24 protein-coding genes, 6 tRNA genes and 1 other annotated feature are annotated in these 25,795 nt (G+C 28.9%); of the genes, 7 read left to right on the forward strand and 23 right to left on the reverse strand.

What is annotated here, in order from left to right; translation table 11 throughout:
- Nucleotides 1-158 precede the first annotated feature (158 nt).
- Nucleotides 159-1,994, forward strand: a complete 1,836-nt coding sequence (locus B3N22_RS19530; protein WP_286909732.1) for a sensor histidine kinase — start codon at nt 159-161, stop codon at nt 1,992-1,994.
- A 24-nt stretch (nt 1,995-2,018) separates the two neighbouring features.
- A complete protein-coding gene (locus B3N22_RS19535; RefSeq protein WP_286909735.1) occupies nt 2,019-3,626 on the forward strand; it encodes a response regulator in 1,608 nt (535 codons plus the stop codon).
- Nucleotides 3,627-3,685: 59 nt separating this feature from the next.
- Here B3N22_RS19535 and B3N22_RS19540 read toward each other — a convergent pair whose 3' ends face one another.
- Together B3N22_RS19540 and B3N22_RS19545 are read right to left on the reverse strand one after the other, a co-directional pair.
- Nucleotides 3,686-3,973 (reverse strand): putative quinol monooxygenase, encoded by a 288-nt coding sequence (locus B3N22_RS19540; RefSeq protein WP_286909737.1) that lies wholly within the window; start codon nt 3,971-3,973, stop codon nt 3,686-3,688.
- A gap of 74 nt (nt 3,974-4,047) precedes the next feature.
- On the reverse strand, nt 4,048-5,118 hold the full coding sequence (locus tag B3N22_RS19545) for a mannose-1-phosphate guanylyltransferase (protein ID WP_286909739.1): 1,071 nt from the start codon (nt 5,116-5,118) through the stop codon (nt 4,048-4,050).
- Nucleotides 5,119-5,326: 208 nt separating this feature from the next.
- Between B3N22_RS19545 and B3N22_RS19550 the strand changes: the two genes are divergently transcribed.
- Both B3N22_RS19550 and hydE read left to right on the forward strand, forming a co-directional pair.
- Complete coding sequence (locus B3N22_RS19550; protein WP_286909741.1) at nt 5,327-5,947, forward strand: hypothetical protein; 621 nt, start codon at nt 5,327-5,329, stop codon at nt 5,945-5,947.
- Nucleotides 5,948-6,037: 90 nt separating this feature from the next.
- Complete coding sequence (gene hydE, locus B3N22_RS19555) at nt 6,038-7,120, forward strand: [FeFe] hydrogenase H-cluster radical SAM maturase HydE (protein ID WP_286909743.1); 1,083 nt, start codon at nt 6,038-6,040, stop codon at nt 7,118-7,120.
- A 322-nt stretch (nt 7,121-7,442) separates the two neighbouring features.
- Here the strand turns inward: hydE and B3N22_RS19560 are convergent, their stop codons facing one another.
- The 6 genes from B3N22_RS19560 to B3N22_RS19585 all read right to left on the reverse strand — a co-directional run bounded on the left by B3N22_RS19560 (nt 7,443) and on the right by B3N22_RS19585 (nt 13,334).
- Complete coding sequence (locus B3N22_RS19560) at nt 7,443-8,591, reverse strand: ABC transporter permease (protein WP_286909745.1); 1,149 nt, start codon at nt 8,589-8,591, stop codon at nt 7,443-7,445.
- A complete protein-coding gene (locus B3N22_RS19565) occupies nt 8,588-9,715 on the reverse strand; it encodes an ABC transporter permease (RefSeq protein ID WP_286909748.1) in 1,128 nt (375 codons plus the stop codon). The genes B3N22_RS19560 and B3N22_RS19565 overlap by 4 nt, the downstream gene beginning before the upstream one ends.
- 13 nt (nt 9,716-9,728) lie before the next feature.
- Nucleotides 9,729-10,664: an ABC transporter ATP-binding protein gene (locus B3N22_RS19570; RefSeq protein ID WP_286909750.1), complete on the reverse strand. Its 936-nt coding sequence runs from the start codon at nt 10,662-10,664 to the stop codon at nt 9,729-9,731.
- A 99-nt stretch (nt 10,665-10,763) separates the two neighbouring features.
- The gene (locus B3N22_RS19575) at nt 10,764-11,384 is read right to left on the reverse strand and encodes a response regulator transcription factor (RefSeq protein WP_286909752.1); all 621 of its coding nucleotides are present in this window, start codon (nt 11,382-11,384) and stop codon (nt 10,764-10,766) included.
- A gap of 10 nt (nt 11,385-11,394) precedes the next feature.
- Nucleotides 11,395-12,516 carry a sensor histidine kinase gene (locus tag B3N22_RS19580; RefSeq protein WP_286909753.1) on the reverse strand — a complete coding sequence of 374 codons (1,122 nt, stop codon included), beginning with the start codon at nt 12,514-12,516 and terminating at the stop codon, nt 11,395-11,397.
- 98 nt (nt 12,517-12,614) lie between these two features.
- The gene (locus B3N22_RS19585) at nt 12,615-13,334 is read right to left on the reverse strand and encodes a DUF3298 and DUF4163 domain-containing protein (protein ID WP_286909755.1); all 720 of its coding nucleotides are present in this window, start codon (nt 13,332-13,334) and stop codon (nt 12,615-12,617) included.
- A gap of 190 nt (nt 13,335-13,524) precedes the next feature.
- On the opposite strand from B3N22_RS19585, the gene B3N22_RS19590 reads away from it, so the two are divergent.
- Entirely contained in the window at nt 13,525-14,412 is an 888-nt protein-coding gene (locus tag B3N22_RS19590; protein ID WP_286909757.1) for a polysaccharide deacetylase family protein, read from the forward strand.
- 26 nt (nt 14,413-14,438) lie between these two features.
- Here B3N22_RS19590 and B3N22_RS19595 read toward each other — a convergent pair whose 3' ends face one another.
- The 12 genes from B3N22_RS19595 to B3N22_RS19650 all read right to left on the reverse strand — a co-directional run bounded on the left by B3N22_RS19595 (nt 14,439) and on the right by B3N22_RS19650 (nt 21,568).
- Nucleotides 14,439-14,810, reverse strand: coding sequence for a response regulator (locus B3N22_RS19595; protein WP_286909759.1), 372 nt, complete (start codon nt 14,808-14,810; stop codon nt 14,439-14,441).
- A complete protein-coding gene (locus tag B3N22_RS19600; protein WP_286909761.1) occupies nt 14,792-15,745 on the reverse strand; it encodes a sensor histidine kinase in 954 nt (317 codons plus the stop codon). Before B3N22_RS19600 ends, B3N22_RS19595 begins: the two co-directional genes overlap by 19 nt.
- Before the next feature lie 130 nt (nt 15,746-15,875).
- Nucleotides 15,876-16,193, reverse strand: a complete 318-nt coding sequence (locus B3N22_RS19605; protein ID WP_021800293.1) for a PTS sugar transporter subunit IIA — start codon at nt 16,191-16,193, stop codon at nt 15,876-15,878.
- A gap of 126 nt (nt 16,194-16,319) precedes the next feature.
- Nucleotides 16,320-17,642 carry a PTS sugar transporter subunit IIC gene (locus tag B3N22_RS19610; protein WP_286909764.1) on the reverse strand — a complete coding sequence of 441 codons (1,323 nt, stop codon included), beginning with the start codon at nt 17,640-17,642 and terminating at the stop codon, nt 16,320-16,322.
- Between the two features lie 64 nt (nt 17,643-17,706).
- On the reverse strand, nt 17,707-18,006 hold the full coding sequence (locus B3N22_RS19615) for a PTS sugar transporter subunit IIB (protein ID WP_021800291.1): 300 nt from the start codon (nt 18,004-18,006) through the stop codon (nt 17,707-17,709).
- Between the two features lie 26 nt (nt 18,007-18,032).
- Nucleotides 18,033-19,475, reverse strand: coding sequence for a glycoside hydrolase family 1 protein (locus tag B3N22_RS19620; protein WP_286909766.1), 1,443 nt, complete (start codon nt 19,473-19,475; stop codon nt 18,033-18,035).
- A gap of 124 nt (nt 19,476-19,599) precedes the next feature.
- The gene (locus B3N22_RS19625) at nt 19,600-20,346 is read right to left on the reverse strand and encodes a MurR/RpiR family transcriptional regulator (protein WP_073021498.1); all 747 of its coding nucleotides are present in this window, start codon (nt 20,344-20,346) and stop codon (nt 19,600-19,602) included.
- Between the two features lie 139 nt (nt 20,347-20,485).
- Nucleotides 20,486-20,561, reverse strand: a tRNA-Lys gene (locus tag B3N22_RS19630).
- Between the two features lie 6 nt (nt 20,562-20,567).
- A tRNA-Gly gene (locus B3N22_RS19635) sits at nt 20,568-20,641 on the reverse strand.
- A gap of 51 nt (nt 20,642-20,692) precedes the next feature.
- Nucleotides 20,693-20,767 (reverse strand) — tRNA-Gln (locus B3N22_RS19640).
- A 7-nt stretch (nt 20,768-20,774) separates the two neighbouring features.
- Nucleotides 20,775-20,851, reverse strand: a tRNA-Arg gene (locus B3N22_RS19645).
- A gap of 48 nt (nt 20,852-20,899) precedes the next feature.
- On the reverse strand, nt 20,900-21,568 hold the full coding sequence (locus B3N22_RS19650; RefSeq protein WP_286909979.1) for a hypothetical protein: 669 nt from the start codon (nt 21,566-21,568) through the stop codon (nt 20,900-20,902).
- Nucleotides 21,569-21,779: 211 nt separating this feature from the next.
- On the opposite strand from B3N22_RS19650, the gene B3N22_RS19655 reads away from it, so the two are divergent.
- On the forward strand, nt 21,780-22,184 hold the full coding sequence (locus B3N22_RS19655) for an HNH endonuclease (RefSeq protein ID WP_238903353.1): 405 nt from the start codon (nt 21,780-21,782) through the stop codon (nt 22,182-22,184).
- Nucleotides 22,185-22,215: 31 nt separating this feature from the next.
- Here B3N22_RS19655 and B3N22_RS19660 read toward each other — a convergent pair.
- The 3 genes from B3N22_RS19660 to B3N22_RS19670 form a co-directional block, all read right to left on the reverse strand.
- Nucleotides 22,216-22,290 (reverse strand) — tRNA-Gly (locus B3N22_RS19660).
- Nucleotides 22,291-22,295: 5 nt separating this feature from the next.
- Nucleotides 22,296-22,379, reverse strand: a tRNA-Leu gene (locus B3N22_RS19665).
- 305 nt (nt 22,380-22,684) lie between these two features.
- Nucleotides 22,685-23,461, reverse strand: a complete 777-nt coding sequence (locus B3N22_RS19670; RefSeq protein WP_286909770.1) for a hypothetical protein — start codon at nt 23,459-23,461, stop codon at nt 22,685-22,687.
- A 120-nt stretch (nt 23,462-23,581) separates the two neighbouring features.
- Nucleotides 23,582-23,786, forward strand: a binding site (T-box leader).
- Nucleotides 23,787-23,844: 58 nt separating this feature from the next.
- On the opposite strand from B3N22_RS19670, the gene thrS reads away from it, so the two are divergent.
- The gene (gene thrS, locus B3N22_RS19675) at nt 23,845-25,782 is read left to right on the forward strand and encodes a threonine--tRNA ligase (RefSeq protein WP_286909772.1); all 1,938 of its coding nucleotides are present in this window, start codon (nt 23,845-23,847) and stop codon (nt 25,780-25,782) included.
- Nucleotides 25,783-25,795 lie beyond the last annotated feature (13 nt).

Below are 25,795 nucleotides of genomic sequence, written 5' to 3' on the forward strand. Positions count from 1 at the left end.
ATAAATAAATTATATAAACCTTTACAAAGTTTTCATAGTATACAAATTCAATAAATAGTGTCATTTTTTCAGATGTTTTTAATAGTAGCTTTAAGCAAATTGAAATAATATTTCTTTTAATGTAGAATAAAGATATCCTACTATTGGGAGGTAGACATATGCAAAATTACTCGCCTTTATACCATAAACTTAATTTGAAGTATATGAATTTAAGCATTAAAAATAAAATCTTAATTTTCTTTATTGCAATAATCATATTTATATCTACAATACTTGGTTTATACTCATATATGATTTCTTCAAAGTCTCTTAAAGATGAAGTTACCTCCATAAATGTTAAAGACATTAAGCAAATCAGTAGTAGTATAAATTTTTTGCAGCAAGATGTAATCGATTTATCGACCTTTATCTGCTTAAACCCTTTGGTTCAATCTTTTACTAACTCCAAAGATTCATCCATAGAATATCAAAACTTCACTAAATACGGTCTTGAACCTTTAAATATTTTATTAGCTTCTAAAGATTATATAAGTTTTATGTCTATATATGGAAATGAAGGATCTAAGTATTATCTAAGTAAAGATGGTAGCAATGGTGCTTACTCTTATGAAAAAATAAAAGAAAGTGCAATATATTCAAAAATAAAAGAACTTAAAGGTTCTCCATTATGGATTAATTTAGATGATGAAAACAATGTTTTTATAGCTGATAATAAAAATCCTAAAATAGCTATGGTTCGTTCAATTATAGATACTAACACCTTAGAAGAATCTGGACTTATGTTGATTTGTATAAACACTTCATTTATACAAAATCTTTACTCCACTGATTTTAATACAAAAAATAGTGGTATTTTTTTGCTTGATAATTATAATAAAATAATTACTCAAAGTGATGCAGAGAATATACTTCATAATGGTGAAAATATCCAATCAATAATTCCTTATATACACGATAAAAAAAGCTACAACACAATCTGGATAAATGGAGAAAAATATTTAACAACATTTAGTAAAGTTTCTAAAAGTGATTGGACTATTGTATCTATGACAAGAGAAAGTACCTTGTTTCATAACTTAAGATCTATAATGTTTATAACTTTAGCTGTAATTATTAGCTGCTTCGTAATGTCATTTTTAATATCAATTTTCCTTTCTTCAAAAGTTACACAACCTATTAATCAGCTGCTTTCTTCTATGAAAAAAGCTAAAGAAGGTAACTTTAGAGAAAAAGTAAACTTTAAATATACTGATGAGCTTGGAATGTTGGTATACGAATATAATGACATGATAGACAATATAAAAACTCTTATAGATAAAGTGTACAAACTTCAATTGAAGGAAAAAGAGGCCGAGCTTAAGGCTCTCCAGGCACAAATAAATCCACATTTTCTTTACAACACCTTAGATATGATTTTTTGGAAGGCAGAAAAAAGTAACCAGCAAGAAATAAGTGACATGATTTATGCTCTTTCTCATCTTTTTAGAATTACTCTAAGTAAAGGAAATGAGTTTATACCTGTAAAATCTGAAAAAGATTTTATAGAACACTATTTACTACTTCAAAGTAAAAGATATAGAGGTAAATTAATCTATGATATAGATATAAGTGATGAAATATCAAACTACCTTATACCAAAGTTAATTATTCAGCCATTTGTAGAAAATTCTATAATTCATGGTACCGAAGCTGATAATGAGCTCAGTGTAATTAAGATAACTGGATACTTATCAAATAACTACTTAGATTTTACAATTGAGGACAACGGCAAAGGAATAGATGAAGATACTATGAATCTCTTAATACATTCCTCTATAAATCAAGAAAAAAAGAATACTAATTTTCAAAAAGGGTATGCAATAGGTAACGTAAATCAACGCCTATCTCTTTACTACAACGACGATTATAAATTAAATATAGTAAGTTGTATAAACGAGGGTACAAAAGTAAAATTATCAATTCCAATATCCCCTCATAAAATTGATACTAACTAATAGCTTATGGAGGTACTCATTCACATGTATAAATTATTTTTAGTGGACGATGAAATTGATTTAGTTGAAGGCATTCGAACATCAATCGATTGGGCTTCTTATGATATAGAAATTTGTGGTGAAGCAGATAATGGAATTACAGCTTTAGAAAAAATACTTTTACTTAATCCAGATATTATAATAATGGATATAAGAATGCCTAAAATGAATGGCCTTGAGCTTCTCCAAAATATAACTTCACATAAATTAAAATCTAAATGTATAATCCTAAGTGGTTACGATGATTTTTCTTATGCTAAGAAAGCCATAGAATTAAACGCTTCCAATTATTTATTAAAACCCTGTAGGCCTAAAGACATATTAGAGTCTGTTTTAGATATCATAAAGGTTATAGAAAAAGAAAATATAAAAGAAGATCTACTAAAAAAATATCAAATAGAATTTAATGAAAACTTACCTACTATTAAAGAAAACTTTTTAAAAACAATACTTAAAAACCCTATTGGAGATAGCTACTATATATTAAATAAATTTGAATCTTTTAATATAAATCTTAGAAACAGTAATTTAGTTGCAAATATAATAACACTAGATTATTCTACTGTCCTCCATGAACTTTATAGTGATATTGATATTTGTAATATAAAAATCTCAATAAAAACCTTTATAAATATCTGTATGAATGAGTTGAATTTTTATGAAGTATTAGAGGATGAAGATGATATAATACTTGTTATTTCATTGGATAAAAAAGAAGATTTTAATAGCTACCTATTAGAGGTATTAAATAATATAAAAAATTCTATAAAATTAAGCTTAGGATTTTCAGTTACAATTGCTATCGGCAGCTTAGTAAACTCACTTACTAATATTAATGAATCTTACAGCTCAGCAAATATTGCAATTGGTTCTAAATTCTTTTTAGGAGATGACAGATTGATTACTCCAGATGATATTAATATCATTGATTATAAACCTAACTCCTATCCTGTAAATGAAGAATTAGAAATAATAAACTCACTAAGGATATTAGATGAAAGTTCACTTAAAGAAAGTATAGAAAGATTTTACACTTATCTATTCTCAAATGGAATTCCTTCTAAGAGTCATATGAAAAGTGCAACTCTTTCTTTACTAGGAAGTGTTTATAAATTTTGTATAGAGAGTAATATTGATATAAATCCATCTTCTAATAGAGATCTTTCTGCCTTTGATAAAATATTACAGTGTTCAACCCTTTCAGAAATAAAAGACCAAATTAGACTTATATTAAATAGCATATTTTATAAAATCAATGATATAGAAAAACATAACTCCTTAGTTAAAATAGCAGTTAATTATATTACACAAAATTATAATAAAGACATATCTTTAGAGAGCATATCAAAACAAATATATATAACACCAGGATACCTAAGCCAACTATTTAAGCAGGAAATAGGCATAAACTTCTTAGAATTTGTTAATAAATATCGTATAGAAAAATCAAAAGAACTCTTAAAAGATAAAACACTAAAAAATTATGAAATAGCAACACTTGTAGGATATAGCAATGAAAAACATTTTTCTAAGACCTTTAAGAAATACACTGGTTTAACTCCAACAAAATATAAAGATAGTATAAATAGCTAATTTTTTATAAAATAAGCTGTATAGAACTTTAATTAGTCTATACAGCTTAAATGTTAAAATTATAAAATTTGTTTATATATATTAATTTCTCCGTCTCCTTCACGGAATTCTCCAAGCATAGGAACGTATTTAACAAAATGTTTTGACTCCATATGTCTTTTTAATGCTTCTTCATCTTTCCATTCTTCTATAAAAGTCAATGTACTAGGATCATTTATATCTTGAAATAAATCGTAGGATACGCACCCCTCTTCTTTTCTTGTTTCATCAATTAAAAACTTAACTAATTCCTTATATTTTTCTAACTCATTTGTTTTAACTTTACTTTTAGCAACTACCTTAACCATTTATAATCTCCCTTTCTATGTCATTTTCTTTATTTTAACATAAAAAGTTGTGGATTTAAAAATCCACAACTAAATTATAAATAATCCTTTAAATTATCTTCTTTACCAATTGTATTTAATAGATGCTTTATCTCTTGATCCCTGTTTTTATCCATTACTAGCAGTACATCTCCCGCATCTACAACTACTAAATCCTTGATACCAAAACCTATTATAAGTTTATTTTCATTTCCAAAGACAGAGCAATTTTCACACTCTTCTAGAAATACACCATGACTTACAGCATTACCATCATTTTTATTTAAAAACCTGCTAAGTGCACCAAAACTTCCTATATCGTCCCAAAAAAAATCACCTTTTATAACATAGGCTTTTCTAGTCTTTTGCATTACTCCAAAATCTATAGATATTCCGTCAATAAGCCTATATTGCTCTGTAATTACCTCTTCTTCATTTTCTTCGCCTATATTTTTATAAATCTCCATTAACGACTTATACATTTTAGGTAAATATTTTTCTATTTCTCTCAATATAGTATCAGCTCTAAAGATAAACATACCAGAATTCCATAAATAAGTTCCTTTTAATAAAAAATCCTTGGCAACTTCTACATTTGGTTTTTCTGTAAATCTTGCAACTCTATAACTTGCAAAGTTTCCTATAATTCTTTCTCCCATTTCTATATACCCATAGCCAGTTTCTGGTCTTGTGGGCGATATTCCTAGAGTTATTATCCCTCTTCTTCTTTCTGCAATTTCAACAGCTTGTTTTAAAGTTTCTAAATAACTCTTCTCATCCCCTATATAGTGGTCTGATGGAAGAACTATCATTACTGCATCTTTATCTTTTTTAAGGAGTTTAATTGCAGACAGCCCTATACATGTTGCAGTTTCCTTATTCTCTGGCTCTGTGAATATATTTTCTTCCTTGATATCATTTAATTCCTCTATAACTTTTTCTCTATACTCTTTATTTGTAACGATATAAATATTCTCTTTATCTACAATAGGTGATATTCTATCCACAGTATTTAACAAAAAGCTTTTATTATTAGTTAACTTTAAGAATTGTTTTGGATTACTCCCTCTTGAAAGTGGATAAAGCCTTGTTCCTTTTCCCCCAGCTAATATTAATGAATATAACAATGCCTTCACTCCATAAATTGCTATATAATATTTTATGATATTTCCATATTTTATGTGCTTGCTATGATCTTTATATATTTTATGGAATCTATTTAAATTTCATTAAATTTATAATTAAATTCCTTCTAGATATAATTAAGATTATATAAAAGTTTACGATAAATTTACCATAAAACAAAATTTATCGATGTAAAAAGGGGAATTTAGTATGTCTAAACTTATTTCTGTATTAGAAAAGCTCAATGTTGTAGAAAAAGTTCAGCAGGAAGTATCAAATAATGATTCTACTAATAATAACATTATAAAAAAAGAAGCTTCTCCAAAAGAAGATTCAAAAGTCTCTGTTTCCACACAACAAGAAACTAAAATATTTACCAGCCCCACTCCTCCTAAAAATAACTTTGAAAATAGTACAATAGATAAAAGTCTAGACATCTCAGAAATATATTCATTATTTGGAATAGACTCTAATAAAACAAATACTATATTTATGCTGGGTCAATTTATAAATGCTATTCCTGAAAGTTTACCACATGATATAAGAAAAGAATCAGTAATGAATATATTAACTGCTGCTAAATCTAATTTTACTGATCTTATAAAAGATGGCGAAATTAGATTAAACACATTAAACGACTTTACAGAAAAATTCCATGATACTGTCAACAGCAAAATAGATGAGTATAATATGGAAATATCCAAACTTAAATCTTTAATTTCTGATTATGAAATTAAAATTGAAAACAAAAAGAACATGTTATCTAAACAAGATAGCACTGTAAAATATGAATTGCAGAAAATCAATAGAGTAATTAATTTTTTTAAATAAAACTTACTATAAAGTGTGTATATTTTTATCTAATATAGTATAATTTCTTTAGTTATTAATTTAACTAATATTTTTCCATTAGGAGGAATTATGCAAAATATTGATTTATCAAATGAACATATTTATAATTTAGAGCTTATAGAAAAAGCTAAAGAAACTCATGAGCTTACTAAAGATGAATTAATTTCTATCTTAAAAGATGGCTCAATAAATGAAGCTTTATTTAAAGCAGCTGATGAAACACGTCAAAAATATCTTGGTGATTTTGTTCACCTTAGAGGCCTTTTAGAATTTACGAACATATGCAAAAGAAATTGTCTATACTGCGGTCTTAGAAGGGACAATAAAAATATAAAAAGATATAGATTAAGTTATGAAGAAATAATGGATTTTGCTAAAAAGGCTGTAAGCTATGGTTATAAAACTATAGTTCTTCAAGGCGGAGAAGATGATTACTTCACTGTTGAAAGAATGACTAAAATAATTAAAGATATAAAAGCTTTAGGAGTTGCTATAACCTTAAGTATAGGTGAAAGAAGCTTTGAGGAATATAAAGCCTTTAAGGAAGCTGGTGCTGATAGATATCTTATAAGAATCGAAACAACTGATAAAAAACTTTATGAAGATATGGACCCTGGTATGAGTCATGAAGAAAGAAAAAGATGTCTTAAAGATTTAAGACATCTAGGTTATGAAGTTGGATCTGGTGCCTTACTAGGACTTCCTGGACAAACTATTGAATCTTTGGCAGATGATATCCTATTTTTTAAAGATTTAGATGCAGATATGCTAGGAATAGGGCCATTTATACCTAATGAGGACACGCCTTTAAAAGATGCCGATGGTGGTGACTTTGACTTAGCCTTAAAAATGATGGCTCTAGTAAGATTAGTTCTTCCTGATATAAATATTCCAGCAACTACTGCAATGGAAACACTTAATAAAAATGGAAGAGTTATTGCTCTTCAGTGTGGAGCAAATGTTGTAATGCCTAATATCACAGAGGGAGAATATAGAGCTCTATATGCACTATATCCTGGCAAGATATGTATCAGTGATACCCCAGCTCACTGTAGAGGATGCATAACTGGAAAAGTAATTAAACTAGGTCGTAAAATTTCTGATGGTCCAGGCTTTAGAGCGAATGGTATAGCTCCTAAAATAAGGGCTTAACCCTTTTAAATATTTTAAGGAAGGAATAATAGTCCTTTCTTTTTTATTTATATCTTTCTTTCACTCCATCATACCACTGTTTCGCTGTTGTTATTCTGCACTGTTCCTATGCTCCACTTTTCTACTTTTCCTATTTTCCTATGCTCCTATGTTTCACTTTTTTACTGCTCCGCTGTTTTTATGCACTTTTGGCATTTTAAAGCCTGCCTAAACTTCATTAAATCTCTTTTAATATTACTGATTCTTCACAACAATAGAAAAAACTCAGCTATACTGAGTTTTCACCTAAACTATTCACTCTTATCTATTGCCTTTTAACTTCTTAATCATTAAGTGCTGTCATTTCTTTATTCGAAAACTTCATTCTAAATGAAGCTATCAATAGCAGTGTCACAGCAAAGGCTATAAGAGTTATTATATTAATATATAATTTATCTATGGTCACACTTGAGGTTTGATATTTTCTAAAAATATCTAGTACCCAAGTTTGAGGAAATAGAAAAGATATCTTCCTAATATTTTCTGGAATAAATTCTATAGGGAAATAACATCCGCTGGCCATACAACTTATGTTTATAAATAAGTTACTTACTATAGATGCTGTAGAAAAATCCTTAGAACTTACCATTACCATTGTGCTAAATGCAACTGCTACAAAAGCTATCAAAACTAGGAAAAATAATAATATACCAAAAGGAATATCTGTTTCAAGTTTTAATATCCATTTCATAGAAAGCAAGGTTACTACCGCCTGTATAATCAATACTAAAAGATTAGCTACTACATTTGCACTGATAAACTTAATTGGTGTAATTGGTGATGCAAATATTCTACTGTAACAATTGCTTCTCTTTTCTTCTAACATAATATAAGATGTAGAGTTTGCCCTAAGCATCATAAAAAATATTAAAAGTCCTATAGACATCTGAGTAACTTGATACACTGAAGATTTATCATCTAGCCTAGCTTCTTCAACCTTTATAGTTTTATTTTTTGTTTCTTCTATTATTTTTATATAGTTGTCTTTATTATTTGATGATCCTGTAGAAATCTGCTCTAATGTAGTTACTGTATCATTTATATTAGACTCTAGACTTTTTTTGAAATTATTATTTGTTCCCATATAAATGTCTACATTTTTTATATTTCCACCTATTATGCTTTCTTGAAATCCTTCTGGAACTAAAAATCCTCCACTTATATCTCTGTTGGTTATATCCTTTATTAATGTCTCTTCATTGTCATAGTATTTTATTGTAGATCTATTTACTTCAAACTTACTTATTAAAAACTTTGAACTTACACTACTATCTTTATCTACTACCCCGTAGATTAAGTTACCTCCCATGCCTGTAAATAATTTTAGTATTAAAAGAGATACTGCAACAGGTGCTAGTAGTTGTATTATTGAAAACTTCGATTTGAATATTAATTTTATATTTTTTCTAACTAAATAATAAAACTCACTCATGCTACTCTCTCCTCCCCTTTTATTTTTATATACGAGATCAATATTAATAAAATTGTTAACCCTAAATTAATTGCTATGGATATTCCAACCTTTCCATAATCACCAGCATATATGACATTTATCATTGCTCTATTAGCCCACCTTAATGGAGATATTTTTGTAAATAAATCAAATATATAATTAATATCCTCGCCTAAATACACATAGCTTCCTCCAAGCAAACTTAAAGTTGGAACTACAGCAGCTTGCAATATTGTATCTCCTACATTTTCATCTTTAACTAAAAATCCAACTGCTACTCCTATAGCTGATGAAAGTAAATTTAAAGTACCCATAATTGCAATGAATGTAAGATAATCTGTTCCATATTCTACTCCAACTATAAACTTCAAGATCAAGAAAGGTATAGTCATAATCACGAAATTAAATATAGCCATACTTAATGTTCTTGCGATTATATATTGGATTTTAGATACTCCTGCTATAAAAACTCGTCCTTCTGTACCATTTCTTCTCTGTGCATTTATTAAGCTAAATGAAAACATTGATATATATAATATCATCATTGTAAATTCTGCTACTCCATAATAATCATAAGATGTCATCTCTTTTTTTAACTCTATCTGCTTAAAATTGGCAAATTCTTTTTGAACTTCTTGAAAGTTAATTTTACTCAATCCTTCTGGTGATACTTTCCCTATAGAATAAGCTACATTAAATTTATCTACTATAGTGTTTAAAACACCATAAACAACTTCACTAGAAATACTAGCCCCATCATTTTTATATATCTTTATATTATCTTTAAGCTCAATAAATACCGTATCTGTATTTCTTTTCACTAGCTCTTTTGCTTCTTCCTGATTTTCCTCTTCACTAATGCTAATATCAAGTTCATCTTCTAAACTCTTGAAAACATCTATAATTTGGTTGCTTTGATCACTTTTATCACTTAAATAAACTATATTTACATGTTCCATATCAAAACTTGAACTGAATGCATTTTTTAATAAAAATCCTAAAATTAAAGTGAATATAACAGGATAAATAATCATTTGAATAACATATTTACTAGATTTATTGGCTAGAATATCATATTTTATTATGGCTGCTATTTCTCTCATAACCCTTATCCTCCTAATCCCTTAAAGTTCTTCCTGTAAGATTTAAAAATACTGTTTCTAAGTCTATTTCTTTGTATCCTATATTTTTTATATTAATGTTTTTAGATGTAAGAAATTCTATTATGAGATTAAGATTAGTAACCTCTCTTTGAGAGTTAATAGTAACTATATCTTCTTTTACAGTTATATTTTTTACACCTTTTATTGCTTTTAGATCTTTTTCATTAATTAAAGAGATATCTCCAACTTGTACCTCTAGGCTTTGTATATCAGATATTAAAGATATCAGCTCTTCTTTAGTCCCTTCTGCAATTATTTTTCCTTTATCTATTATGGCGATTCTATCGCATATATTTTCTACTTCCTCCATGTAATGAGAGGTATAGATTATAGTACATCCATTTCTATTAAGCTCCTTAACTGACTCTAAAATATGATTTCTAGATTGAGGATCTATACCTACTGTTGGTTCATCCATTATTACTAACTTAGGTTTATGAGCTATTCCGCAGGCAATATTTAATCTTCTCATCATTCCCCCAGAAAAATTCTTTGCCTTAGTTTTTCTATGCTCAATCAGTCCTGTAAACTCAAGTGCATATTCTACAGCCTTTTTTAGTTCCTCCCCTTTTACACCATATATAGATGCAAAAAACTTAATATTTTCTTCTGCTGACAACTCACTGTATATGGCAAGGGTTTGAGGTACTACCCCTATCTTCTTTTTTATCTCTTTTTCAAACTTTTTTAAGGGTTTATTAAATATATTAACTTCTCCAGCACTACTTTTTATTAATCCACTTACAATATTTATGGTTGTACTTTTTCCAGCTCCATTAGGTCCTAAAAATCCAAATATTTCTCCTTCATTAACTTCTAAAGTTATATTATCTACTGCTGTAAAATCACCATATCTTTTTTCTAAATTATTTATTGATAATATCTTCATATGAATCTCTCCCTATTTAATACTTTAAAATAATTATAAAAAAAATCCTTCTCCAATGTTAGTGGAGAAGGTCATAATTATTTTATTACTTTAGTCATATTACATTCTGCCTTTTAGATAATAAATAGCTATTTGCGTTCTATGATTTAAAGAAGTCTTGCTTAAAATACTACTTATATAATTTTTTACAGTTCCTTCAGATATAAATAACCTATTAGATATTTCCTTATTAGATAATCCCTCAGAAATAAGCTCCATTATCTGAAGTTCTCTTTCTGTAAATAAAGTTCTATCTATAGAAGTTTTATTTTCTAAAGACTCTTTGAGTTTATCTATTATTTCTCTTCCATATACATTGTTCCCCCTATAAACCAAGTTTATAGCATCAACAATTTCCTCTGGTGGTGTATTCTTTAATAGATATCCCGAAGCCCCGTTTCTTATTCCTTCTCTAACATATTCATCTTCATCAAAGGTTGTAAGGATTATAACTTTTGTATTTTTAAACTTTACAAATTCCTTAGTAGCCTCTACACCATTTATAATAGGCATTCTAACATCTAATAGAACAATATCTATTGGCTGCTTTTTACACTCATCCATAGCTTTTAGTGCATTATCAAAAGTTCCAATTATATTTAAATTTTCATTCATAGACAAGATTATTTTTAAGCTTTCCCTTATTAAAGCATCATCATCAACTATAACTATATTAATCATATATCCTCCATTAAACAGGTAGTAGCATTATAACAGAAAAACCATAATCTCCATTTATAACAAGCTTTCCACCTATATCTTCACATCTTTGTTCCATACCTTTTAGTCCCATACCTTTTACTACTTTCTCTTCTCCCTTTCCATCATCTTTAAGTTCAACTCTTATCATCTTATTCATAACATTAATATTTACCCAAAAACCTCTACAATTTGAATACTTTAAACTATTAGTTAAAGCTTCTCTAGTATTTTCAATTATAGCTTTCCATTTAGTATAATTTATTTTCCCTAGGTCTCCATTGATATTCACATATCCTTTTATTGATGATTCTTTTAACGAATTTTCGACCTGAAACTTCAACCTATTTATTCCTAGTTCTTCTTCTATGGGCTTTAGTCCTCTTAAAGTTAACCTAATATCATCTACCCCGCTTCTTAATACTGAAATAGAACTCTCAAGTAAGGTTTTTGATTTTTCACTATCTGAATTTATAAGAAGTTTTGCAGCTTCAAGCTGCATAATACTACCTGCTATAACATGTCCAACTTTATCATGCATCTCTTGCGCTAGTTTATTTCTATCCTCTAAAAGAGAGGTATATATTGCTTGTCTCTCAAATTCCTTAGAATTTTCTATTATTCTTCCATATTCATTTAATATTTTTTTATGATTTTGTATTTCTTTAAGAAGCTTTTTATTCTCTTCATAATAAAAAGAAATACTTCTTGAAGATAGATAGGTTATACTTAACAATAAATAATATATTGCTCCATACTCTACTCCCATAAAAAATCCAACTGTTACTAAAATAATAGTTCCTACCTTATCTAATTTATCATCTATTTCATATAATTCCCCTGTTATCTGAGAAAGCAAAATAATAAACATATAATTTATATTAAGCGCAAGATATAAAATCAAGGCTATATCTAATAATAAACAACTTACTTTTATTAACTTGTTGCTAGTTATATAAAAGACTAAATTAATAGACATGTAAAATAATAAATATAAAGTAATATTTTTATTATAATCTTCTATAGATAAATTTATATAGATAATTAAAATAAAGACACCTATTAATACTTTAAAAATTAAATGACAATACTTAAAAAGCTTAATCTTAATCACCTCAAACTTGTCCTAATATTATAGCATTGTAATATTAGGATATTCTAATATTATAATAACACAATGAATGCTTATTAAACATCCATTGTGTTATCACTTTAAATCAATCCATCTTTTAAAAGACTTTTAGGAATATTGAAGGTTGGTATGCCTGTAACATATGGAGCAATTTCATATTGCTGAAAGTATATAGTAATTTCTTTATCATTAAAAGTAAATGCTTGATTATCACTTATCCCTTTAAAACCATTTTTATCTGTAAAATAGTTTTCTTTATTTTTTTGGATCTGATTACCTATTTCTTTATTTATTATATCTTTATAATCATATCCTTCTTTGAATAAATCTTTTAATGCTAGCTCCTTATTATCGTTTAAATTATAATTATAGGTTTTTCTAGTAGTGATGCCATGAGCACCTCCTGTGAACTGATAATAATCAATATAAAAACTTAAATATGGACATTTCTGATTTTGTATAGAATAAACACTATCAACCTCAAAAGGACGAAATGGAATGTTATCCTCCTTTGAGTCTTGTGCATACTTTTGAGCTAGATCTTCTAAATCCTTTAACCAACTATCATTCCAATCTTTTAATTTTTGATTTATATCTTTAGTAAAATTATTATTTGGAGCTGTAATTGTAGGTGTTTTTATTTCTCCTTTTATACTCTCCATGTTTATGTCTTTCTTATTTTCCTCAATTACTATTTTTTCACATTGAAATGACATATCCACATTTTTTTCCACAGCCCTAGCAATATTGGAAGTACTCATCATTAGACATAATAGAGTTAAATTCAATATTTTTTTCATTTATTGCCCTCCTTATTAACATATTCATAGGTTAGTATTTGCAGAATTCTGTAGATTATTAACACTGTAATCAACAAGTTTTCCACAATTAATCCACAGATTTTGTGGATTATTATTCATACTATTTAATTTTTTCTTCATATTTTTATGTTATAATCTTTTTAGATACAAATTAGGAGGACATACTTTTATGAAAAAAAAGAATTTGCTCATAGTATACATAATAGCGTTATTAATATTAGCTATTCCTGTTACAATATATGGAGTTATGCACTTTAGTACTTATACAAGCTCATCAACAAATAAAAACGATAACAAAACTCCAAGTGATGACTCTTCTACCTCTGATGAAACTACTAACAAACCAGTAGAAGAACCTAAGGTAGTGGATAGATTTGAAGGAAAGACACTCATTAATCCTAAAGGAATTCCTGTACTATGTTATCATGCTATAGGAGATGATAAAACAAATACTTTATATGTGTCTCAAGAAAAGTTTAAAGAACAAATGGACTATCTAAAAAATAATGGATATTTTACACTTACTATGAAAGAATTCAATGATTATATTTTAAATAATAAGTCAGTCCCTGAAAAGTCTGTATTGATTACATTCGATGATGGGTACTCCAATAACTACACATTAGCCTATCCTATTTTGAAAAACAACTTACAAAATGCTACTATTGCATTAATCACTGATTTTTCTAATGATAGCTTTTATCTATCTAAAGATCAAATTTTAGAAATGCATAAGAACGGGATTGAGTTTGTATCTCATACTACAAAGCATCAATCCTTAGATGAATTTAGTTATGAAGAGCAACTTAAAATATTGAAAGATTCTAAATTAGCTTTAGAGAATCTTTTAGGCGAACCTCAAACTGTATTTATATATCCTTATAGTAAATATAATCAATATAGTGAAAAGGCTGTTAAAGAATCCGGTTATAACATGGCTTTTGACCTAGATGGAGGAATCGCTTCTCGAAATGATAGTCCCATTCATATAAAAAGACAATATGTAAATGGAAATTATAACTTAGAACAATTTAAAACTCTTCTTATTGTAAAATAATAAAGCAGGACTTTTCCTGCTTTTTCTTATTGTAATAGCTCTAAAGTTTTTTCAACTATGAAATCTGGATCAAAGGGCTTAGTTATATATAAATAAATATTATATCTGTTACTCATCTTTATTTCTTCAGTACTTCCTTTTGCTGTTAAAAGTATTATTTTAATATCTTTTAATTCATCCTTATCTTTAATTTTATCCAAGACTTCATATCCAGTTAATCCAGGCATCATAACATCTAGAAATACTATATCTGGTTTTTCTTGTAATATTATTTTTAATCCCTCTTCGCCATCTTTCGCTCTATACAGTTCAAACTCTTCTTCTATCTCTTCTAGTGTTTGTTCTAATAACATTCTAATTGGTGCTTCATCATCAACTATCAATATTTTTGTTTCCATAATTCTTCTCCTTTATATATTGGTAATGTAAAGAAAAAGCAGCAGCCTTTTGTCTCATTATTTCTTACACCTATTGTTCCCCCATGTTGCTTAACTAAATTTTTAGTTATATAGAGTCCCAATCCTGTTCCCTTAGGTTTATCTCCATCCTTGCTTTCAACCTGCTTAAACTTATTAAAAATTAAATTTTGATATTTTTCTGGAATCCCTATCCCAGAATCCTTTACTTCTATAATTATAAACTCTTTATCTTGCCTTTTCGCAGAAATTACAATCTCACCTTCGTTAGTAAATTTGAATGCATTACTTAATAAATTAATAAGTATTTGCATTATCTTGTGTTCGTCTCCATATACGTAAGGTATATTAGCTTCAATTAAATCAACTACTTCTATATCTCTTTCTCCTATTAAGGAATATGTTGAAAGAATTACTTTATTTATAATAGTTTCTATACTTAATTTTTCACATTTTCCAAGTTCATTTCCAAAATCTATTTTAGTAGTATCTAATATATTCTCTATCATTAATGCTAGTCTTTCCGATTCTGATATTATTATTTCTAGATTTCCTTTAATAAGTTCCACTTGGTAACTTAACTTTTCATTTGATTCCATCAATTTTTTATCTTCAAGAGCTGGAATTACATGTCTTGAAAATTTCTTTTTTATTATTTTAGTAAATCCCATTATTGATGTTAGTGGAGTTCTAAATTCATGGGAAACTAGCGATATAAACTCGTTATTATCATTGTTTAACTTTTTATATTCATTTTCGTCTAATATAATCTTATTTTCAAGTTTTTCAACTTTTAATCGCAACTCATTATTATCTTTTTCAAGTTTGATTGCCTTTGTTTTTAAATATATAAAAGTAATAGTAAAAATTAAAGCAATAATTAACTCCCTATAATTTAATTTAACAAAATTAAACATACAAACCCTCTTTCTAAACCTTATTATACCTTTTAAAATTAATGAATTAAAGAGCCTCTATTTTATATTATCGTATTATAATAAATAAACTAAAATAATACTAGATTAAAAGCNNGCTTTTAATCTAGTATTATTTATTTCCTTTTAAATCAACATACATTTCTATCATTTCTCTAACTAATTCTTTTATAGTTTCTGCACTAAGCATTTGATCTTCAGCATGCATCAAAATTAAAGAAAATTCAACCTTTTCTCCAGATGCTTCCTTTTGAATTAAATCAGCATGAGAATGGTGTGCTTCTACCATATAAGTATCAGCTTCTTTTAACTTTTCCTTTGCAACTTCGTAGCTTCCGCCTCTTACTTCACGTAATGCTTCCATTGCCAAAGATTTAGACATTCCCACATTACTAATGATATTAAATGCAATTAACTCCATTTCTTCCATACAATATGTCCCCTTTATTTTTATTTTACTGCGTATTAACTAAATCTTATTGTCAATACTGGGCGTTAAATATCAATATTATAAAAACCAGGGACGCTTACGCAGTCCCTGATAGATTTTTAATAATTACATTGTAACTTCTTCAGATCCCGCTACGGTTTTATTCGCCGCCAATACAAATGGTAAATATACCACTGTTGCTGCTGCCAAACATAAGAAACCTACTAGTAATGCTCCAAAGTTTGCACCTGAGCCTAGGAATGCTATTAATGGTCCTGGAGTAGTCCATGGCACACTATAGGCTATTGGAGGAATAATCTTAAGTGATATAAATGTATATCCTATAAGTATATTAACAACTGGTGCTAATATAAATGGTATTATTAACATTGGATTTAATACAACTGGAAGACCAAATACTATTGGTTCGTTTATATTAAATAATCCTGGAGCGACTGAAAGTTTGATTATATCTTTATAGTCAGCTCTCTTAGAAACTAAAAATACAGCTATTATTAATCCTAAAGTACATCCTGAACCACCATAGTTAGCAAAAGCATCATTTAGTGCCCATGTAGTTGTGTAAGGTGCTCCCCATGCTGAACCATTAGCATTAACATATGCTAAGTTAGCATTGTTAGCTTCTGCAAACATAGTATCTCTGATTGCAGCAATTGTGTTTGGACCATGTATACCTAATATCCATAAGAAGTTAGATACAACCGCAAGGATTATAACTGTTACAACACTGTTACTTAATCCAGTTAATGGTGACTGTATAACTTTATAAACTAAAGCATGAAGACCATCAGCGTATACTAAAGTAATTAAGTAGTTGATTACAGCAAATAATACTGTTACCATGATTATTGGAATTAATATCTTAAATGATCTTGCAACTGCTGGTGGCACTTGCTCTGGCATTGTGATTTGTAACTTTTCTGATTTACCAAGTTTAGTTACAAGTTCACCAACAATAAGTCCTACTATTAATGCAACGAATAAACCTTGTGCATTAAAATATTGAGTTGAAATATAGTTTCCTGCTACACCTTCAAAAGATTTAGCTGGTTGATATACTATAAAGTAAACTGAGAATGAAGTTAGTCCTGCTAACAAATCATCTCCCTTAAGAGCTAAAGCAACATTTCTTCCTACTAGGAAAACAATCATAAGAGCTAATATATCATTAGATCCTCTTAAAACTGGTGAGAATATTGCTTGTGCTGAGCTTAAGTTAGGGAATATATCACCTAAATTTAGTAAGCTAGCTATAAATCCATCTGGTGACAAAACAACGAAGTTTAATAATACTATTATTGCTCCCGCCATAGTAATCGGGAAAGTTAATATGAACGCATCACGTACGGCACATACATGTCTTTGCGCATTAAGTTTAGTAGCTATTGGAACTAGTAATCTTTCCATTACAGCTTCAAGTTTATTCAATTTGATCCCCTCCATCATTCTAATCTTTAAGATTAGTTTAAATAATTTACCCAATTATAAGTTCTTAGATTTTTGATAATGCATTTTCTAAAACAGCTTTTCCATTCATAGTTCCATAAAGTCTCATGTCGATAACTTCAACAGGAATTCTTCCTTTAACTAAAGCATCAACTTGCGGCTTTTGAAAACGAACTTGTGGTCCTAAAAGCACTATGTCCACTTCATCAGTAAGCTTGTCTGCTTCTGATACTGGCAGAGCTGTTATTTCTACTTCCACCCCCTTTTCTTTTGCAGCATTGTTCATTTTATTAACTAAAAGACTTGTTGACATGCCTGCTGCGCATACTAATAAGATTTTTTTCATAATAAAAACCCCTTTCGATATATAAATTATAATTGCTGACCATTTGTTTTTATTACATTTTTGTACCAATGAAAACTCTTTTTCTTTATTCGTCTTAGGTCTTTTTCATCATTTTCATCTCTATCTACATACACGAATCCATAACGCTTTTGGTACCCATTTAACCAACTCAATAAGTCGGTGAAAGACCATGTGCAGTATCCTATTAATTCAACTCCATCTGTTATAGCTTCTTGACATGCTTCTATATGTTTCTTTATATACTCTATTCTGTAGTCATCGTTTACATTGTCATTTTCAAGAGTATCGAATTCACCTAAACCGTTCTCAGTTATAAGTATAGGCAATTTGTATCTATTTGTCAATCTCCTCATTCCAATTCTTAGCCCTTGTGGATCGATTTCCCAATCCCAATTCGTAGCTTCTAGATAAGGATTGTTTTTACTTTTAAATACTCCAGGAACGCCACTTTCAGCAGTAGTACCTTTTTTCCCAGTAGTATTCATCTTTGCAACAGCTTCTTCAACTCCACCTTCTAAAGGATTCATTTCAACTGTTCCACTTCTATAATAATTAACTCCCATAAAATCTGGTTTACCTGCTTTTAATAACTCTATATCCCCATCTTCTATAGTTGGTGCTAATCCTAATTTACTTAAATATTTCCATGCTATTTTAGGGTATTCTCCCCAACAATACACATCTAGCCACCAATAATTACTTATTTCCTCAACATTTTCTAACGCTAGTACATCTTCTGGCTTTGAACTAAACGCATATATTGGTGAAAATGCAAAACTTGGTCCAATCTTTCCATTTGGCACGTATTTTCTAAAAGATTGAATAGCTTTAGCATTCGCTAAACTTGCAATATGGTTTGCTTCATACATTCTTTTTTTATCAGTAACTTTCGGTGGGTGTACAGCTTTCTCATATCCATGAGTTATAAAAACATTTTGTTCATTTAATGTTACCCAATATTTAACTCTATCCCCATATCTCTTATATAGAGCTATACAATATTCATTAAAATCATCAATTATTTTTCTTGACTCCCATCCTCCGTATTGATCTTGCAAACCTTGTGGTAAATCCCAATGGTAAATAGTTATGATAGGTTCTATATTATATTGTATTAATTCATTTATCAAATTATCATAAAATTTTAAACCTTCTTCATTTACCTCGCCATTACCTTGAGGATATATACGACTCCAGGCTATCGAAAATCTATAAGCCTTTAATCCCATGTCAGCCATAAGCTTAACATCCTCTTTATATCTATGGTAATGATCTACTGCTACATCTCCATTGGTATCTTTATATGTAGTACCGGGAATTCTAACATACTCATCCCATACGGATGGTCCTTTGCCATCTTCGTTCCATGCTCCTTCTACTTGATATGCTGCTGACGCAGATCCCCATAAGAAATCGGGACTAAATTCATCAAGCTTTCTATATATCATTCTGATCTCCCCCTCTCACCACTATAGTATTCGTTTCCAAAACATTTGTAAATGGTTTTAAGGGTTAAAAAAACTAGTTTTTTACCTAAAAATAAGTTACCTTAAAAAAACAAGTTGTTTTTTGTTATAGTTGCTTATTTTTATCCTTTTGAGTTAAATTAAATACACGCTTTGCTAATGTTTCTAATATATACATTACAGGTAATTGAGTTGTTATATCAAAGTACTTATAAGTTTCATATTGCACATAATAAGATATGTTTATATCAGACATCTGAGCTAAAGTACAACTTTTACTATTTGTTATACTTATAATAGTACTATTTTTTTTCTTTAATCTTGTTACATGATTTATTATAGTAGGAGTTTCCCCTGATACTGATAAAGCAATTGTTACCCCATTATCTAAGTATTCTCCGCTTACAGGATAAAATGGATCATCTATATATACTGCAAATTTATTTAAAGATGCAAAATAACGAGAACCATAAGTAGCAATAGCTCCTGAATTCCCTATTCCTATAATTAATAAATTACTTGATTTGTATATTGCATCACAAGCCATTTTCATTGAATCCTCAAAATCCTTTGTTGCTGCTCTATTCATAAATTCTATAAAAGTGCTTTTATCATCATTTAAAAGTTTGCCTTCTTCTTCCTCAATAAACATCTTTAGTTTAACTTTAAACTCTGCAAATCCATTACAATTCATTTTTTTGCAAAATCTCAATATTGTTGTTGTTGATACATGAACTTCATCAGCTAAATCTCTTATTCTCATATATATAACTTTATCTTTATTTTTACTTATGTAGTTATATAGTAGGAACTCTAATTCATTTAAAGATTGTATTTCCTCTGGACTAAACATTATATCACTCCTATTTAAGTTCATTTTGGAATTGCATTACGTATATTTTAACATATTAGTATCATTGAAACAATTATTGGATGAAATAGATATAATTTAAGACAACAAAAAAAAGAACTATGTTAACATAGTTCTTTTCTGGTGCACCATCACGGGTTCGAACCGGGGACACCCTGATTAAGAGTCAGGTGCTCTACCAACTGAGCTAATGGTGCATAAAATGGAGCGGGTGATGGGAATCGAACCCACGTAACTAGCTTGGAAGGCTAGGGCTCTACCATTGAGCTACACCCGCAATAACACAAGAATTATTATACATATTATGCATAATCTTGTCAAGTTTTTTTGGCTGGGATGGCAGGATTTGAACCTACGAATACCGCAGTCAAAGTGCGGTGCCTTACCGCTTGGCGACATCCCAAAAAAACTGGTGCGTCTTAAGGGATTCGAACCCCTGGCCCACGCCTTAGAAGGGCGTTGCTCTATCCAGCTGAGCTAAAGACGCAACTCACATTGTTTATTATATTTACTCATAAAATAAATGTCAAGTTTTTTATAATATTTCAGTAAGCTTTTTAGCTAAGATGTCCTTAAGCTCTTCTCCACTCTTTTTAACCGAAGATGCTGTTTTACAGACTCTTATGAAATTGTTTTCATCCATACCTATTTTATCCTCAATTTTATTATCAGTATTTAATAATTTCCCAGTTTCTAATACAAAAGATCCCAAGTCCTCAGCTTTAGAAAAAGTCTTTAAATATATGAACTCAGTATTGTCCCCTAGCCACGTCTTGTTAAAATCTATAGAGAATTTTCTAAGTTCTAAAAGAATCCTATCTTCACTTAAATCCCAGCATTTTTTTATCATATTTAAATGCCTTCTCATATTATTTTCTTCTTTACTTGTTATTTTTTTATCTCTAGCAGCTTTACTAATCACTTCTTCGGTTGTATTGTATGGAATAAAGTTGATCTTTTCTTCCCTACTGTATATCCACTTATAAAAAGCTTCTTGCAAAAAAGAATATTGTATATACCCTAATAATGCTTTAGCATTTGGAAATGGTGCCCATACATTCTCTATACCAGTATTTTTACAAAAAATAAGGCTATGGAGATATACAGTTTTCTTATTTATAGGTTCATCTACAAATACATGACCTCTTATAGTTCTGCTTTTGTTTATCTGTTCCTTCCAGTAGTCAAATGAATTAAATTGCATCCTCAAATTCATCACCCTCATTTTTAATATATCTATAACTTTAGTATATAGTATTATTTACCCTATTTCAAGCTCTCCAATTACTTTTAGTTTATCCCATACAATCTTTAATGTTCATATTTTCATATTCACATCTATAGATTGAACTTTTACTCCCAATATCATATAATATTAGTAAATAAAATATTTTGAATAGGAAGGTGTTAGTTGATTGTATTATTGTGAGATTTGTGGAAAAAAAGCTGATATTCATCACATTGTTCACAGAAGTGAAGGTGGATTAGATTTTCCTCTAAATTATAAATATCTATGTCAAGAGCATCATCGAGGTAAAAATGGTCCACATAGATGTGAGGAAACAGATCTTAAGTACAAGTTAGAGTTACAGAATAAGCTTTTAAATATATTACCAAAAGAATATTATACGGTCTATGAGTTATCAAATATTCTTAACATCTCCAATAACTCCTTTAAAAAATTAACTAAAAGTTTAAAGTTATATAAAGAAGGTTACCTAAAAGAAGATATTGTATTCTATCTTATGGGCAATTACTTTTACACCTACGAAATGTTAGAAGATTTGAAATTAGCTCAATTAGCGTTAAAATTATCGTAAAAAAAGAAACAGCTTTAGCTGTTTCTTTTTTTGGAGCGGAAGACGGGATTCGAACCCGCAACTTTCACCTTGGCAAGGTGACACTCTACCATTGAGTCACTTCCGCATATTTGGTGCAGATGAAGGGAGTCGAACCCCCACGCCGTAGGCGCTAGATCCTAAGTCTAGTGCGTCTGCCAATTCCGCCACATCTGCAACTTCTACATTTAATATTATACATGTATTTAACAAGAAATCAATAATAAATTTACTAATTTAATGGAAAAATTATAAATCGGTGATTATCTTATATAATAACCACCGATCTTGATCCTTCATTAGTTTCTTTATTAAATTTAATATAGTATTTTAGACACGTATTCTTTAGTATTTATTAATTATCTTTTGTATAGTTAAATTATATATTTTTCACCATAATTCGTCAATATATTCGCAACAACTTTCTATTAATTATTTTTCGACATTGATTTTAATATTATCTATATATAATATTAAAATATCTATTTCAACTCTATGGCTTTCACATCACTTTTATCCTCTATAAATTTCATTAACTTATAATTTTCTTCCGATTTAGAATTCGTTAGTATTCCTGAGCTATTCCATATGGATCCATCCTTAAACACTAGAGTAAACTTATGCTCCTTCCAGCTATATTCTTCAACTATAATTCCTATATCATCATAACTATACTCTTTTTCTAATATTGAAAAGTAATTATTAATAATGATACCTTGATTATTTATATTAGAATAATAAAGCATACCTAAAAAAATATACACTGATAATACAGTAAGTATAACTTTAGAGTAAATCCTGTATATCTTAGAGCTAAAATATATTCTTATTATCATTTCCTTTAAAGTAAAACATCTTTGTTTACAGAACATAAAAATTATAAATTCTTCGTAAGATTCCTCTAGTATTGCTTTAAAAAGTCTTTTAACGACTATATTTGAGAGATGTAACGAAAAGATTAACGCTGGAAATATCCAATACTCTTTCCTTACAACCATGGTATTTATCATGTCAAAACCCACATTTAATCCAATCAAATCAAAAAAATTAACTATTATCAAAAACAACACTAAATATATTAACCACGCCATTAAATAATATACAATTAAATAGCTGCTATACTTTTCTTCTAAATCTTCATATATATACTTTTTAGTGAAGTTTGGTATATATAGTATGACTAACTCTCTATACTTAGATAGTAAAAAACTAAGTATTATTGTAAATACACCAGCTACTAGCCCTCTTAAAAGAATCAATATTTCTTCCTCCAGCAATTATATGATTTATTATATGAGACAATCTGTAAAAGATTGCTTTTAATTTTTCTAATCTATTGACATACAAAATTTTTAAAACTATAATTATCTAAAACAATATTGAATTCTATGATGAGAAGAGTAAGCTTTTTTATATTTTCAGAGAGAGGATACATTGGTGTGAGTATCTTTAAATATGTTTAGCTGAAAACCACCTCTGAGTGACTCTAATAAAGTCCGTTATAATCACGTTACGATTTTCTTAAGTGGCTATTAGTTAGCAATTTAGGGTGGAACCGCGGGAATTAATACTCTCGTCCCTTTATTTTTATTGGGACGGGAGTTTTTTTGTTATTTAAATTTGAAAGGAGATATAAATTAAAATGGTTAAAATTACTTTAAAAGATGGATCTATAAAAGAACTTGAATCGGGTTTATCAGTCTATGAAATAGCTAAAAGTATCAGTGAAGGTTTAGCTAGAGCTGCATGTTGTGGTATTGTTAATGGAAATGTGGTTGATTTACGTTATGTAGTTAATGAGGATGTTGAATTAAGTATATGCACATTTGATTCTGAAGAAGGGAAAGCTGCTTTTAGACACACTGCTTCTCATATGCTAGCTCAAGCAGTTAAAAGATTATATCCAGACACAAAACTGGCTATAGGACCTTCTATAGAAAATGGTTTCTATTATGATTTCGATAAAGATGGAAATTTTTCTCAAGATGAGTTAGATAAAATAGAAAAAGAAATAGCTAAAATAGCTAAAGAAGATTTAAAAATAGAAAAGTTTGAACTTCCAAGAGCAGAAGCTTTAAAACTAATGGAAGAAAAAAATGAATCTTATAAAATAGAACTTATAAACGATCTTCCTGAAGATGAGGTTATATCTTTCTATAAGCAAGGAGAATTTGTAGATCTTTGTGCCGGTCCTCATCTTTTATCCACTAAGACAGTTAAAGCAGTTAAATTAATTAGATCTGCTGGAGCTTACTGGAGAGGAAACGAAAAAAACAAGATGTTATCTAGAGTTTATGCTACTGCTTTCCCTAAAAAATCTGAGTTAGATGCTCACTTAGAAGCTTTGGAAGAAGCTAAAAGAAGAGATCATAACAAACTTGGCAGAGAGCTTGGAATATTCACTACTAATGAAAATGTAGGTCAAGGTCTTCCACTATTAATGCCTAAAGGAGCTAAAATAATTCAAGTTCTTCAAAGATGGATTGAAGATGAAGAAGAAAAAAGAGGTTATTTATTAACTAAAACACCTTTAATGGCAAAAAGTGATCTTTATAAAATATCTGGTCATTGGGATCATTATAAAGATGGTATGTTTGTTTTAGGAGATGAGGAAAAGGATGATGAGGTTTTTGGTTTAAGACCTATGACTTGCCCATTCCAATATACAATCTACAATGCTGAACAACACAGCTATAGAGATCTTCCTAAAAGATATGCAGAAACTTCTACTTTATTTAGAAATGAAGCTTCTGGTGAAATGCATGGACTTATTAGAGTTAGACAATTCACTTTAGCTGACGGTCACTTAATAGTTACACCTGAACAATTAGAAGATGAATTTAAAGGAGTTGTAGATTTAATAAAATATGTAATGACAACTTTAGGAATTCAAGATGATATAACTTATAGATTCTCTAAATGGGATCCTAACAATAAAGAAAAATATATAGATGACCCTGAAGCTTGGGAAAAAACTCAAAACTTAATGAGAGATATTTTAAATCATCTAAATATAGATTTTTATGAAGCTGATGATGAAGCTGCCTTCTATGGTCCTAAGCTAGATATTCAGTTTAAGAATGTTCATGGTAAAGAAGATACTATAATAACAGTTCAAATTGACTTTGCTATTGCTGAAAGATTCCAGATGACTTATGTTGATAAAGATGGAGAAAAGAAAACTCCTTATATAATTCACAGAAGTTCTATAGGTTGTTATGAAAGAACTCTAGCTATGCTTATAGAAAAGTATGCTGGCGCTCTACCAACTTGGCTAGCTCCAGTTCAAGCTAAAATACTTCCTATATCTGATAAGTATAATGACTATGCTGAAGAAGTTAGCAAAACTTTATTAAACAAAGGTGTTAGAGTTGAAGTTGACTATAGAGCAGAAAAAATAGGTTATAAAATAAGAGAAGCAAGATTAGAAAGATCTCCTTATATAATAGTAGTTGGAGAAAAAGAAGCTGAAAACAAAGAAGTTTCTGTTAGAAGTAGAAAAAATGGAGACGAAGGTGCTCTATCTTTAGAATCTTTTGTTAACAGAATCGTTCAAGAAATAGCTACTAAAGAGAACTAAAAAAGAGGCCTAG

Source organism: Clostridium sp. UBA1652, assembly GCF_002320975.1.
GTDB classification, from domain to species: domain Bacteria; phylum Bacillota; class Clostridia; order Clostridiales; family Clostridiaceae; genus Clostridium_T; species Clostridium_T intestinale.